The organism is Mesorhizobium sp. WSM4813, from assembly GCF_055811555.1.
In genome coordinates, this window is the sequence record NZ_JBVVQU010000005.1 from 22,010 (window position 1) to 35,351 (window position 13,342).

Below are 13,342 nucleotides of genomic sequence, written 5' to 3' on the forward strand. Positions count from 1 at the left end.
GTTATTGTCGCACCAAATGTGGGGGTGATCGTGCCCTTCTTCAAGCAACTGTTGTGTCACGCTCCCGTGAGTCGGGCAAGAGCGTCGTCCATGACCGCCGGCGGCAGCTCGATCAAGCGTGGTGCTTCCGTGAACAGCAGCGCCGCCGAGACCTCATGCTCGGGGTAAAGCGGCTGGAGCAGCGCGCGATAGAGCGCGAGCTGCAGGACATAGGCCGGTGGAACGTCCGCCAGGGTTGCAGGCGCCGGCCGGTTGGTCTTGTAATCGACGATCGAGACCTTGCCTGATGCGACCGCCAGCCGGTCGATCTTGCCGGAGATCGAGCGCAGCTTGCCCTTCACCTCCAGGCTGCCCATGACCGCGACTTCAGCGCGCGACGATGATGCAAACAATGGCGCGAAACGGCTGTCGGCAAGGATCGCCGCCACCGAGGCCAAGGCCTTGTCGCGCTCGGTTTCTGGCCATTGCGCCCCGGCGCGCTTGAGGTAGCGTTCCGCGGCATCGCGGCGGTCGGTCTCGGCAATGCCGGGCAGCATCTGCAGCAATTTGTGCAGCGCCAGCCCCCGCATCACCGCAAAGCCGGGCTCCTTCTCAGCGTCCAGCACCGGCGAGCCGGTGTCGATCACCGCTTGCTTGGCCTCGTCGATCAGCGCCGAGGCGCCGGACGGCGACAGCGGGCGCGGCAGGTCCTCGAAGGGCGGCAAGGGCTGGAACAGGGTTTTCGGCAACGGCTCGAACTGATGCGTCTGCCGCGCTTCTTCGGCGGCTGCCTGTGCGACCGGCGGCAATTTCGTCACGTGAAAGCGATGCACGGTCTCGCCGGTGGCGGGGTGTTGCCGCTCAGCGCTTTCGGGGGCGCCGACCAGCGCGCGACTGACGATCGAATGCCACGTGCCGGCGTTCGGTGCCCGCTTGCCGTGATAGCCGCAGACGATCAGCCGGTCCTCGGCGCGGGTCATGCCGACATAGAGCAGCCGGCGGTATTCGTCGTCGGCCAGCTCGCGAGCGCGGACCGAAGCGGCCCGCGAAAATCCATTGGCGACATCGCTGGCCGAGCGCCAGAGATAGCCCTTGCCGTCCCAATGGTCGCCCGAGCCATCGAACGGCATCAGTCGCGGCAGATGCTGGTCGCTGAACGGGGCGGAACCGCCATCGACCAGGAACACCACAGGCGCCTCCAGGCCCTTGGCGGCATGCACGGTCATGACGCGAACCTCGTCGCGGGTCTGGTCCATTTCACGCTTGATCTCGGGGCCGGCATTTTCCAGCGTCGACAGGAAGGATTCCAGTCCCGGCAGGCCGGTCCGTTCCTCGGCCAGGCAGAAGCTCAGGAACTCGTCGAGGATATCGCCGGCTTCCGGCCCGAGCCGCGCGATCATCTTCTTGCGCAGGCCGTCGCGGGCGAGAGCCCCGGCATAGAATTCGAACACCGGCTTGAAGGCGGCCTCATCAGACCATGTGTCGAGTTGGGCAATGATTGCGGCCAAGGCAGTGTTTTCGCCGGCTTGCTTACGCAGCGAAGCGACTAACGAGAGACCGGACGGCCGCTCGCCGGCTAGCGCGAAAAGCATCTCTTCCGAAACATCGAAAATCGGGCTGCGCAGCACGGCGGCGAGCGACAGATCGTCCTCAGGCTGGACGAGAAAGTGGCCGAGCGCGATCAGGTCCTTCACCGCGATATGGCCGGGCAGGCTGAGCCGGTCGGCGCCGGCGACCGGTATGTCGCGGCGCTTCAGTGCGCGCGTCAGCGCATGGACGAAACGATCGCGCTTGCGCACCAGCACCAGCACGTCGCCGGGCCGAAGCTTCTTGCCGCGGCCTTCGATGATCTCGCCAGCGCCGATCCAGCCGGCAATGGTTGCCGCTACGTTTTCGGCAACACGCACCGCCGGCGCATGGGCGTGGTCGACGGCTTGGGTCCAGTCGTCGGGTTCGTCGACGACATCGGCGCCGATCGACGGCCAGACCTCGACATAGCCCGGTGCATCGGCGCGGATCGCCTTGTGATTCAGCGGGTCGGGATCGTGGCTGATGCCGCGCCGCACGGCCGGGTCGGCAAAGACACGGTCCACCGCCGCAAGCACGTCGTCGGTCGAGCGGAAGGACCAGGTCAACTTGAGGTCGGCGAAGGCGGCGTTGGCGTCGCGCACCTTCCCGGAAAACAGCAGCCTTGAGTCGGCGAAGGAGTCGGGCGCCGCTCCTTGAAAGGAATAGATCGACTGTTTTTCGTCGCCGACGGCAAAGACCGTGCGGTGGACCGTGTCGCGCGCGCCGAGCCCGGCAAAGAACTCCTCGGCCAGCCGTTTCACCACCTCCCACTGGTCGGGACTGGTGTCCTGCGCCTCGTCCAGCAGGATATGGTCGATGCCCTGGTCGAGCTTGTATTGCACCCATGGACCGGCGTCGGGCCGCGCCAGAAGATTGACCGTTCGGGTGATGAGGTCGTTGAAGTCGAGGAAGCCGCGGGCGCGCTTCAAGTGCTCGTAGCGGGCGATCAGCCAGTCGGCGATGGTCAGCGCGGCACGTGTGCCCTCCAGCATCCTGAACAAGGCCAGCCGGTCGGAGATTTCGAGGATGGCATCGGCCGCTAAGAGATAGCGCTCGGCAAGATCCGGCAACCGGTCGAGCAACGCCTTCTTGAAGGTCTTTGCCGGCTCATAAGGCTCGCCATCCGCCCGCAGGAAGGCTTTTGCCAGCAATTGCAGCCGGCGAACCGGATCGTCCTCTGAGAAGGCAAGATGGGCGTAGGGCAGCAAATTGTTCAGCACGAGGCGGGCATCGGCGGCTTCGGCAGCGCGGGCAAAGGTGATGAAATAGTCCGGCAGGAAGCCCGGCAGCGGCCAGACGGACGCCGCCAGGCCTTCGGCGGTCTGGCCGGCGCGAAACCTAAACTCGTCGAACAGCGCCCGGAAGCCATCGCCGCCGGCCGCGCTGATGAAGGCGCGCAAACCGTCGCGCTTGCGCACGATCTCGGCTAGCAAGGCGTCGAGCCCGTGTTCGCCGCCGCGTTCCAGAATGGTGGCGAAAGCCTCGGCCAGTCCCGCATCGCCGCCGGCCGTGCCTGAGATCATGTCGCGGCGGGCGGCGGCGAAGAGCGACGCCTCCATCTGCGGATCGAGCATTTCGAAATGGGCCGGTATGTTGGCCTCCAGCGGAAACTGGTGCAGCACTGATTCGCAGAAGGCGTGGATAGTCTGGATCTTCAGCCCGCCCGGTGTTTCCAGCGCCTCGGCGAACAGCCGGCGGGCGCGGCGCATCGTTTCGCGATCGGGCTGGCGACCGTCCAGCGCCTCTATCCTTGCCGCCAGTTCGACGTCGCCAAGCGCCGTCCATTCCGACAATGTCGAAAACACCCGGTTCGACATGTTGGCGGCGGCGGCGCGGGTATAGGTCAGGCACAGGATCTTCGATGGGTCGGTGCCGCGCAGCAAGAGCCGGATCACGCGCTGGGCCAGCACATGGGTCTTGCCCGATCCGGCATTGGCCGACACCCAGGCGGAATTTCGTGGGTCGGAGGCGCTTGCCTGGCTGGCTGCGGTATCGGTCGGGATGGGATAGGCCTTCTTCATGCATCCCCTCCCTCGTCGTCGGCGTCGCCGCCGGCAGACCATTCGAGCACGCGGGCAAGATGGTCGTAGTCGCCATCGGTCTCGCCCTCACGGAACGGCAGCGCGCGCGAAAGATAGCCGGTCGTCGGGTCGGCATAGTGGATCAGCAGGTTTTCGAGACGCGCCCAGGCCTCCTCGGCAAGATCGGCTGCGGTTCGCGGCTTGCGATTGTATTCGAGGATGGATTCCTCGAACACCTCGCCGTTCGGCTTCAGCCTGATGAAGGCCAGCTGCGACGGCTCGCGCGCGCCAAGCCCCTTGAAAGCGCCGCGCCTGAGCAGCGCGCCCTCAAGCGCCAGTTGCGGCGAAAGCAGCGTATGGGCCTGCGCCTTGGACGGCGAGGAGCCGGTCTTGTAGTCGAGGATGTCGGCCATGCCGCCGGCCAGGAGGTCGACGCGATCGGCATAGCCGGACAGCGTCACGCCGGACTGGCCGACGCCGGTTTTTTCGGCGCGTTCCTCCGCGTGGCGCCGCGTCACGGCGAAGGCGCGGCCGCGCTCCCATTCGATGATGCCGGCGGCAAGCTTTTCAAAGCGCGGCCACCACACTGCCTCGACATCGGGAGGAAGGGCCGCCTCGGCAAAGCATGCGCGGCCGGCGGCGATGAGACCGGCCAGCGCCTCCGGCACAAGCGGGTCGGCCACTGTCCGCGAAAAGAGATGCAGGATGGCGTGAAACAGCGTGCCGCGTTCGGCAGCGCCCGGATCGCGAATGACAGGATCGAGCGGCATCAGGCCGAGGATCCGCCTGGCATAGACCGCATAAGGGTCGCGCCGCAGCGTCTCGATCTCGGTGACGGAGAAGTGCTGAGGCCGCACAGCCAGCGGCGGCTTCGGCTGCGGTCGCGGCGCGAAGTCTCTTCTTTCGCCGGCGTCGAGCGCACGGGCCCAGGACAGGAATTCATCACCACGCCGGCGAAGCACCGCCGCATGGTCCTTGCCGATGAAGGTCAGGAGGCGTTGCAGCCAGCGCGACGGCACCGCCGGCGCGTCGCCCGAGCGGGCGGAGCGCGCCAGCACCACTTTCTTGGTCCCCATCGCCATCTGGAAATCATGGGCGGCCAAGCCGATGCGCCGTTCGGGCGGCTCGAGATCGATGCCGGTCTTCATCAGCCGCGACATGAAGCGGTCGCTTTCCGGCTTGCGCGGCCACACGCCCTCATTGAGCCCGCCGATGACCAGCGTGTCGACGTTCTGCAACCGGGCTTCCAGAGCACCCCAGATGGCGATGTTCCTGTCGGTGCCTTGTGCCGGCTTGACGGTTTCGGGCGCGATCAGCGCCTCCATCACATCGGGCCATTCGGCCGCCGCGAAGGAGAACGACGCCGAGGCAGCGACCAGCCCACGCAGAAGCTCGGCGAGCTTTTCGCCGGCGTCGCCTGCATAGAGTTCGCTCAGGCTGCCATCCGCGGTGCGGCCGAGGCTTTCGAGCGCGACGACGCTGGCTCGGGTCAATTCGGCAAGATCGGCTTCGGCTTGACTGCGAAAAGCGATCAGCGGCGCCAGCGCAGCGGCAAGGCGGACGAGCAATTCGCGGGCGCGCTCGATATTTCGCACAGTCAGGCGGGAAAACCAGAACGGCGGGCGGGTATCGCCCAGACCGGTGAGACGGGCCTCGAAGAGTTCCGGCAGCGATGCGATGTCGGGGCGGCCGGTGCCGCCCCGCAGCGCCACCAGTTCGACGATCTCCGCCGCATGACGGACGCCTGTGCGTTCCAGGCCGAGGCCAAGCAGCGGGTGCTTGAGCAGCGACAGCAGGGCCACGGGATCGCCGGGGCGGAACGCGGCCTGAAGCGCCAGCCTGAGCAGGCCGGCGGCTGGCGTGTTGGTGAGCGGGGTGCCGCCCGAATCGTCGGCGACGACACCAAACCGCAGCAGCTCGACTGAGACGCGCCGCGCCAGGGCGCGATCGCCGGTGACAAGTGCGGCGCGCTGGCCGGGCTGCTCGACGGCCCGTTTGAGCGCGACGGCGATCGCCACCGCTTCGTCGCGTTCGCTGGCGGCTTCGAGAAGCGTCACACCGGCGAGGGCCTCGGTGATCTCGGCCGCCGTGAAGCGCGCGCGCGTCTCGGCCCAGAGCTCGGTGGTTTCCGCCGGCCGCAGCGCCTCGCCGACAAGTGCGGCACGCAGCGCGAGCGGCCTTTCGGCAACGGCGATCTCCTCGACATCGTCGCGCAGCACGCCGATCTTGCCGATCAGCTTTGCCAGGCCGTATTGCGGGTGGCCAAGCAAGGCCGGCCTGGCGCCGGGTGCGGCAATCGCCTGGAACGACGGCTCATCCAGCATCAGGTCGAGGCCGGGCAGCACGACGGCGCCGCTGGGCAGGCCGGCGATCACGGCAAGCAGTTCGGCGGTGGCGGGAATAGACCCGGTGGAGCCGGCGGCGATCACCGGCCCGGTGGGCGGATTGCGCTTCAGCCGCGCTGCTTCCAGCCTTATCAGCGCATTGCGATGCGCGGCAGGGTTGGAGCGATTGCGCTCCTCAAGGAGGTTCGGCCAGTTTTCGGTAACGATACTCAGGAAGTCGAGCGTCACTTGCCACCAGCCGGCGAGATTGCCCGTCACCAGATCGGCGAGCTTGGTCCAGTCCGTACCTTCCGTCTCGATCTCGTCCATCAGCCGGGCCAGGTCGCGCGCCAGCCAGATGGCGTCGGCGGCCGACGCCGGCACGACGATCTCTTCGTCGAAAAGTGCCGCGACATGCGCTGGCAGGCGGCGTTTCCAGGCGCGCACCAGCGGCGACAGCAGCAGCAGGCGCTCGATCGCGGCGATCGGCGGTGCGAGGTCGATCGCGGCCGATGCGTCGGCCTCGAATGCAGCTTCGTCCTCGTCGAACTCGCCGAGCGGCCGGATGACCGGCAGGATCGCAGAGCGGCCACCCAGACGGTCGACGACGACGCCGCGCAGCGCCCGCGCGGCGCGGCGGGTCGGCACATAGATGGTGGCGTCGGCCAGCGCCAGCGGGTCGCCGTTGAAGCGGAAACCGGGGACAAGCCGCCCTGTCAGCAGGGCCTCGGCCAGCGTCGGCAGAAACGGCGCTCCGGGCGGGATCGAGAAAACGCGGCGGGAGCCGCTCATTTCAACTCAGTGAAGGCGCTGGTCGACTCGGGAAAAGCGCTGGGCGACTCAGCAAGAGCGGCGGCAACCGCCGCTTCCGCCAACGGAATGGCGTCGGGCGTGCCAACGGTGATCCAACGGCCATGCATCGCCATGCCGAACAGGCGACCGGCAGCGATGGCCGCATCGAAATAGGCGTTGAGGGAATGCGGCCCGGCCGGCGCATCCTTGAAAAGCCTGGGATGGACGATCGCCGCGCCGGCATAGATCAGGCCTGCCGGGTCGCCTTTCGAACGCCGCAAGGCGCCGTCCGGCGACATCAGGAAATCCGTGCCGCCGCTGTGTCCGGTTGCTGACTGGATATCCGCGAGCATCAGCAGAATATCCATTTTCGCCGCGTCCCATGCAAGGGCGAGGCGGGCAAGGTTGGGCACGCCGCTGTCGATCCAGAAGGTGTCGGCGTTGACAATGTAAAAGGGAGCCCCTCCCAATTCCGGCAAAGCATGGACGATACCGCCGGCAGAATCGAGCAGTCTTTCGCTTTCGTCGGAAATAACGACCCGCGGGGCGCGGCGCGAGGCGACATGGGCGACGATCTGTTCGGGAAAATAATGGACGTTGACCAGGGCCTTGTCGACGCCGGCGCGAGCCAGGCTGTCCAGGCTCCAGTCGAGCAATGTCTTGCCTGATATCTTGACCAGCGGCTTCGGCATCGTGTCGGTGATTGGCCGCATGCGCTTTCCCAGTCCGGCGGCAAGCACCATTGCGGTTTTGAGGCGTGTCGTCACAGCGACCGTTCCTCCAACAGGCCGTGGGCGGTATAGAAATCCCGCAAGCTGGCCAGCCCGGGATGCGCCAGCGCCCGCCGGAGATAGTCGCGAATGCGCGGCAGGTGTTTTAGATAATAGGGCTTGCCGTCGCGCTTTTCGAGCCGGACGAAAATGCCGAGTATCTTCGAATTTCGCTGCGCCGCCATGATCGCATAAGTCTCGACGAATTCGTCTTCGTTGAAAGCGCCAGCCTTATGGCGCGCAGCGATATAGGCATCGAGCGTCCGCCGCTCGATCTCAGGCGAAAGCGTAACGCGCGCATCCATGGCGAGCGAGGCGAGATCATAGGCGGACGGTCCGATCAGCGCGTCCTGGACATCAATGATGCCGAGGCGATCGTGGCCGGTAAGCTCGCCGCGCCAGATGATGTTCGGCGAATGGAAGTCGCGCAGCATGAGCGTGTATTCGCGTCCCGCCAGCCGGTCGAGGACCGCATTCCATTCCCTGACATAGCCGGCGCGCAAGGCATCGCTTGCCGGGCTGCCTGTGATGGCTGGCACATACCAGTCGACCAGCAATTCAGCTTCGATCATCATCGCGTCGCGGTCGAAAGGCGGTACATCGTGAACGACACCGGGCGCGGCCTCGATGCGGTCGGGCCACGTCTTGCCATGCATCATGGCAAGCAGTTCGGCCGCCGCTGCGTAGCGCTCAGCCACCGGCTGACCGCGCTGACCGAGAAATCCCTCCGAGCCAAGATGCTCGAGGAGAAGAAAGCCCTGGTCCAAATCCTGCGCGTGGATTTCCGGGGCGCTGACGCCACTGGCTCGCAATGCCCGGTCGATGGCGACGAAGGCCGCGACGGATTGCGCAGTGTGGGCGATCACCGCATAGGGCTTGCCGTCGCGGACCGGCGGCCCGAGCACCAGCCGCGGCGAGTTCATCAGCACGCGCGGCGGCAGGCCGGCCAGCGAGACGATCTCATAGGAGCGGGCCGAGGCGTCGCCGATAAAATATCGTCTCTGTGCTTCGCCCCAGCCAGCTCTTTCCAGAAAATCGCGCATGGCCAGCGATCGCGCCGCGCGCTCGAAGGCAGCGCCTTGTCCCGTCAGTCTCGCCAGGCGGCCGTCGCCCTGATGGAGCAGCTCAATCTGGACCGAAGTGTTTGGCAGATAGGCCTCTGCCCGTTCCGGCCATTCGACCAGGGCAGCGCCTTGCGCCAGCGCCTCGTCGAAACCCAGCTCGTCCAGTTCGGACGCCGAGGACAGGCGATAGAGGTCGAAATGGTGGACGGGAATGCGCGCTTCATAGCTCTGGACGAGCGTGAAGGTCGGGCTCGGCACGTCGAGACCGGCATCGTCGGTCATTGCCCTGATCAGCGCCCGCGCCAAACTCGACTTGCCGGCGCCGAGATCGCCTCTGAGAGCCAGCACGTCGCCGGTGCGCAGCGACATGGCCAGATCCTCGCCCAGCCTTGCGGTCGCAGCCTCGTCGGCGAGAAAACGCTCCAGCACCATGCCTCCCATCGAGCGCGCTACTCGGCCGCCGCGCGGATGCCGGACGGCGTGTCGGGAAAGGCACAAATGACGGTGGTGCCCATGTCCTTGCCGGTCTCGATGCGGACGCTGCCACCATGCAGCTCGACAAAGCTCTTGACGATCGACAGGCCGAGGCCGGCGCCGCGCCGGCGGCCGCCATTGGTGCGCGGTTCGAAGCGACGGAACACCGAATCGAGCAGGTCCGGCGGCATGCCGGGACCATCGTCGTGAACCGAGAATTCCACGCCTTCGGCAAGCGAGCGACAGGCGAGCGTGATGGTGCTCGCCTCCGGAGCGTAGTTCGCGGCATTGCTCAGCAGATTGTAGAGGATCTGGCGGATGCGGGTTTCGTCGCCGTGGAACGTCTTTGGCGCGGTGGCGGCATCGACCTTGAGCCTGATTGCATGCTCCTCCAGCCGGTCGGAAACAAGCTCGGCAGCGGCAGCGATGGTCCGGTCGACGTGAACTTCGGAGATATCGAGCTCCATGATCCCGGCATCCACGGTCGCCAGGTCGAGGATGTCGTTGACGATGGTGAGCAGGACCGAGGAAGACGAGCTGACATGCTCAACATATTCGCGCTGCTTCTGGCTCAATGGCCCGGTCGACGGCAGCGAAAGAAGCTCGGTGAAGCCGATGATGTTGGTCAGCGGCGAGCGCAATTCGTAGGAGACGTGCTGCACGAACTCGTTCTTGAGCTGGTCGGATTTTTCCAGCGCCTCGTTCTTGTCCTTCAACGCCCGCTCGACATTGACGCTGTCGGTGACGTCGACGAAGGTCATCATCACCTGCCCGTTGGGCAGCGGGATCATCGCGTAGCGCAGCACGGTGCCGTTGTTCAGTTCGGTCTGGCCGTAGCGGTCGCGGCGCTCGTCGTCGAAACTGGTGATAGCGGCAACGAACCCGCGCCAGGGGCTGTCGGCGGCGCGCCGGTCGCACAGATCGCGGATCGTGGAGACGTGAACGTTGGGCTTGGCGGCATCAGCGTCCAGCCCCCAAAGTGCTGCAAATGCCGGGTTCGACAATCTTAGCCTGCCGTCCGGGCCGAACACGGCCACGCCTTCGGCAAGGTTGTCGAGCGTCTCGCCCTGGACCCGCACCGCGGTCTGGTAGCGGCTTTCGAGGTCCATCTTCTCGGTCAGGTTTTCGAACACCCAGGTCACGCCGCCCTTGGGCTGCGGATTGGCGACGACGCGGATGGTCTTGCCGTCCGGCAGATGCCACCAATGTTCCTGCGACTCGACCGCGCGATAAGCGCCAAGCAGGCTTTCCTTCCAGCGCCGCCATTCGGGCTGTTCGGCGATCTTGCCTTCGCTGCGCAGCCGGTCGAGCAACAAGGCGTTGTCGGGAGCGCTGTGCAGGAAGCCGCTGTCGAGACCCCATAGTTTCTGGAACGCCTGGTTGAAAAACCGCAGCTTTTCGTCGGTATCGAAAATCGCCACGGCGGTGTTGAGCTGATCGAGCGTGTCGGCGTGGCTGCGCACGGTCCGCTCATATTCGTTACGGATGGTTTCGATGGCGCTGGTGTCGCAGGCAAGACCCGCCGAACCGTCCGCGCCGGCGAAGTCGGTGACGGCGAACATGCGGCGGTCGCCTTCGATCACAGTGGAAAGCGCCTGGTCGAAGACGGGATGCAATTTGTGCTGTGCAGCGATCGCATCGCGCGCCTGGCCACCCAGGAATTCCTTCGCGTCGCGAACCGCCGCTTCGGCGTTTTCCGCCTCGACCGCTTTGGCATAGGCGCGGTTAACCCATTTCAGCCGCCCGTTCGCCGTGCGCAGCCATGCTGGCATGCTGAGTGCGTTGAGAAGGCCGAGCATGGTGTCATAGTCGGCGGCGAGACGCTGGTTCTCGATTTTCAGCCTGGCCTCGCTTCGCTGCGTTTCTGAAAGCGAGACGAAACGGACGACCACGTGTGCTGCGCTCTTGCGCCCGTGCACTTCGAGCGGCGCACCGGCCTGCGATTCAAGGACGAGATCGAACGGCTTCGCTTTTTCCCGCAGTGCCGCCACAGCATTTTCGAGCGCCGCCGCCGAGCGCGGCATCAGCCAACGGCCGAAGGCGAGGAAGGCGGCACGGTCTTCCGGAGCGCCGCTTTCAACCGGCAATGTCCCGACGAGCTCGGGCTTCTTGTTTTCCGAGGCCCATACGACGACACGCTGGCCGCGCAGGTTGAGCAGCGCCTCGGAGCGTTGCAGCGCAGCGTTGACGTCGGCCAGGCGGGCTCTGAGTTCGACATTCTGCGCCGAGGTGCGCGCCCGTTCGCGGATCAGGAAAATGGCTGAGACAAGTGCGGCGCCCATGACGCCGACAAACATGGCGAGTTGCATGACCTCGACGGTGCTGACCGACAGCCCGGCTTTGGACGCAGCAGCGGGTCCAGCATGTGCCGAAGTGCCAAGCAGCGGACCGACGAGCGCGGAGGAAGCAAACAATTTTCCGACGCGGGTGCCAGTGCGCCATAAGAGGCTTCCGCCTCTGGCAGCGGAACCCGTGGTCACCGAATCGTTGTGGCCGCCGGAAACGGCCTGTCCCGCGCAAGGCGGGTAATCCCCCGGCATGTCCTGGTCCTCTTCGCCGCCTGAATGCAAGACCGCCCTGATGCGGGCGTCGGCCCTCGTCCCCGGACCCGCGAATCAGCACCATAGCGCTTGCGCGAATCGGCGTGAAGAATCAATCGGCGCAAAAATAAAGCCGGGCGAAAGTCAATCGCCCGGCCTCAATATCTAGTGGTAATTTCAGCTGTGGTTAATAGCGGTAGTGCTCCGGCTTGAACGGTCCCTGCGGGGTCACGCCGATATAGGCGGCCTGTTCGCTGGACAGCTCGGTGAGCCGGGCGCCGAGCTTGTCGAGATGCAGGCGCGCGACCTTTTCATCGAGATGCTTCGGCAGGACATAGACCTGGTTCTGATACTGGCCGGGCTTGGTGTACAGCTCGATCTGGGCCAGCACCTGGTTGGTGAAGGACGCCGACATGACGAAGCTCGGATGGCCGGTGGCGTTGCCCAGATTGAGCAGGCGGCCTTCCGACAAAAGGATCATCCGCTTGCCGTCCGGGAAGGTGATCATGTCGACCTGCGGCTTGATGTTGGTCCACTTCAGATTGCGCAGCGACGCCACCTGGATCTCGTTGTCGAAGTGGCCGATATTGCCGACGATCACCATGTCCTTCATCGCCCGCATGTGGTCGATGGTGACGACATCCTTGTTGCCGGTGGTGGTGATGATGATGTCGGCGGTCGGGGCGGCGTCTTCGAGCGTGACGACTTCGAAACCGTCCATCGCCGCCTGCAATGCACAGATCGGATCGACCTCGGTGACCTTGACGCGGGCGCCGGCGCCCTTGAGCGACGCCGAAGAGCCCTTGCCGACGTCGCCATAGCCGCATACGACCGCAACCTTGCCGGCCATCATCGTGTCGGTGCCGCGACGAATGCCGTCGACCAGCGATTCCTTGCAGCCGTATTTGTTGTCGAATTTCGACTTGGTCACGCTATCGTTGACGTTGATGGCCGGGAACGGCAGCAGGCCCTTCTTCTGCAGCTGATAGAGCCGGTTGACACCGGTGGTGGTCTCTTCAGTGACGCCGCGGATCGCTTCCCTCTGCTTGGTGAAGAAACCGGGCGATGCCGCCATACGCTTCTTGATCTGGGCAAACAGGATTTCTTCCTCCTCGCTGCCCGGATCGGAGAGCACATCCTCGCCGGCTTCGGCGCGCGCACCGATCAGGATGTACATGGTGGCGTCGCCGCCATCGTCGAGGATCATGTTGGAGGTGCCGCCATCGGCCCACTGGAAGATCTTGTCGGTGTAGACCCAGTAGTCCTCGAGCGTCTCGCCCTTGACGGCGAAGACCGGAATGCCGGCCTCGGCGATGGCTGCGGCCGCATGGTCCTGGGTCGAGAAGATGTTGCAGGAGGCCCAGCGGATATCGGCGCCGAGCGCCTTCAGCGTTTCGATCAGCACCGCCGTCTGGATGGTCATGTGCAGCGAGCCGGTGATGCGCGCGCCCTTGAGCGGCTGCGCCTTGCCGAATTCTTCGCGGCAGGCCATCAGGCCCGGCATTTCGGTTTCGGCGATCTCGATCTCCTTGCGGCCCCAGCCGGCAAGCGAGATGTCGGCGACCACATAGTCATTGCTACCCGTCATGGCAGTGCTCCGATCAAGAATTGTCTTCGGGATGCGCCCACGCCGGAAGGCGTGTCGAAGGGCGCGAGTTGCCGGCCTGACTAGCAGATCGTCGGTCTGACGACAATGGGATATAAAGAAATCTTTATCCGTGCATGTCTCCGGAGACGCCCCGGTCCGAAATCGGAATCGGTTTCCGGAAGCACGATGCACAATTCAAAGTGCTAAAGCGTCCTTTGCGC

The 13,342-nt window shown here is 65.3% G+C and carries 6 protein-coding genes; all 6 read right to left on the reverse strand.

The features are described 5' to 3' along the window. Positions 1-56 precede the first annotated feature (56 nt). The 6 genes from addA to ahcY all read right to left on the reverse strand — a co-directional run bounded on the left by addA (position 57) and on the right by ahcY (position 13,121). On the reverse strand, positions 57-3,569 hold the full coding sequence (gene addA / locus AC0L25_RS03920; RefSeq protein WP_473594276.1) for a double-strand break repair helicase AddA: 3,513 nt from the start codon (positions 3,567-3,569) through the stop codon (positions 57-59). Further along, on the reverse strand, positions 3,566-6,685 hold the full coding sequence (addB, locus tag AC0L25_RS03925) for a double-strand break repair protein AddB (RefSeq protein ID WP_473594277.1): 3,120 nt from the start codon (positions 6,683-6,685) through the stop codon (positions 3,566-3,568). Before addB ends, addA begins: the two co-directional genes overlap by 4 nt. Continuing rightward, positions 6,682-7,428: a nucleotidyltransferase family protein gene (locus AC0L25_RS03930; protein WP_473594395.1), complete on the reverse strand. Its 747-nt coding sequence runs from the start codon at positions 7,426-7,428 to the stop codon at positions 6,682-6,684. The genes addB and AC0L25_RS03930 overlap by 4 nt, the downstream gene beginning before the upstream one ends. 20 nt (positions 7,429-7,448) lie before the next feature. Beyond that, complete coding sequence (gene tsaE / locus AC0L25_RS03935) at positions 7,449-8,960, reverse strand: tRNA (adenosine(37)-N6)-threonylcarbamoyltransferase complex ATPase subunit type 1 TsaE (protein WP_473594278.1); 1,512 nt, start codon at positions 8,958-8,960, stop codon at positions 7,449-7,451. An 8-nt stretch (positions 8,961-8,968) separates the two neighbouring features. After that, the gene (locus tag AC0L25_RS03940) at positions 8,969-11,533 is read right to left on the reverse strand and encodes a sensor histidine kinase (protein ID WP_473594279.1); all 2,565 of its coding nucleotides are present in this window, start codon (positions 11,531-11,533) and stop codon (positions 8,969-8,971) included. Positions 11,534-11,720: 187 nt separating this feature from the next. Then, positions 11,721-13,121: an adenosylhomocysteinase gene (ahcY, locus tag AC0L25_RS03945; RefSeq protein ID WP_473594280.1), complete on the reverse strand. Its 1,401-nt coding sequence runs from the start codon at positions 13,119-13,121 to the stop codon at positions 11,721-11,723. Positions 13,122-13,342 lie beyond the last annotated feature (221 nt).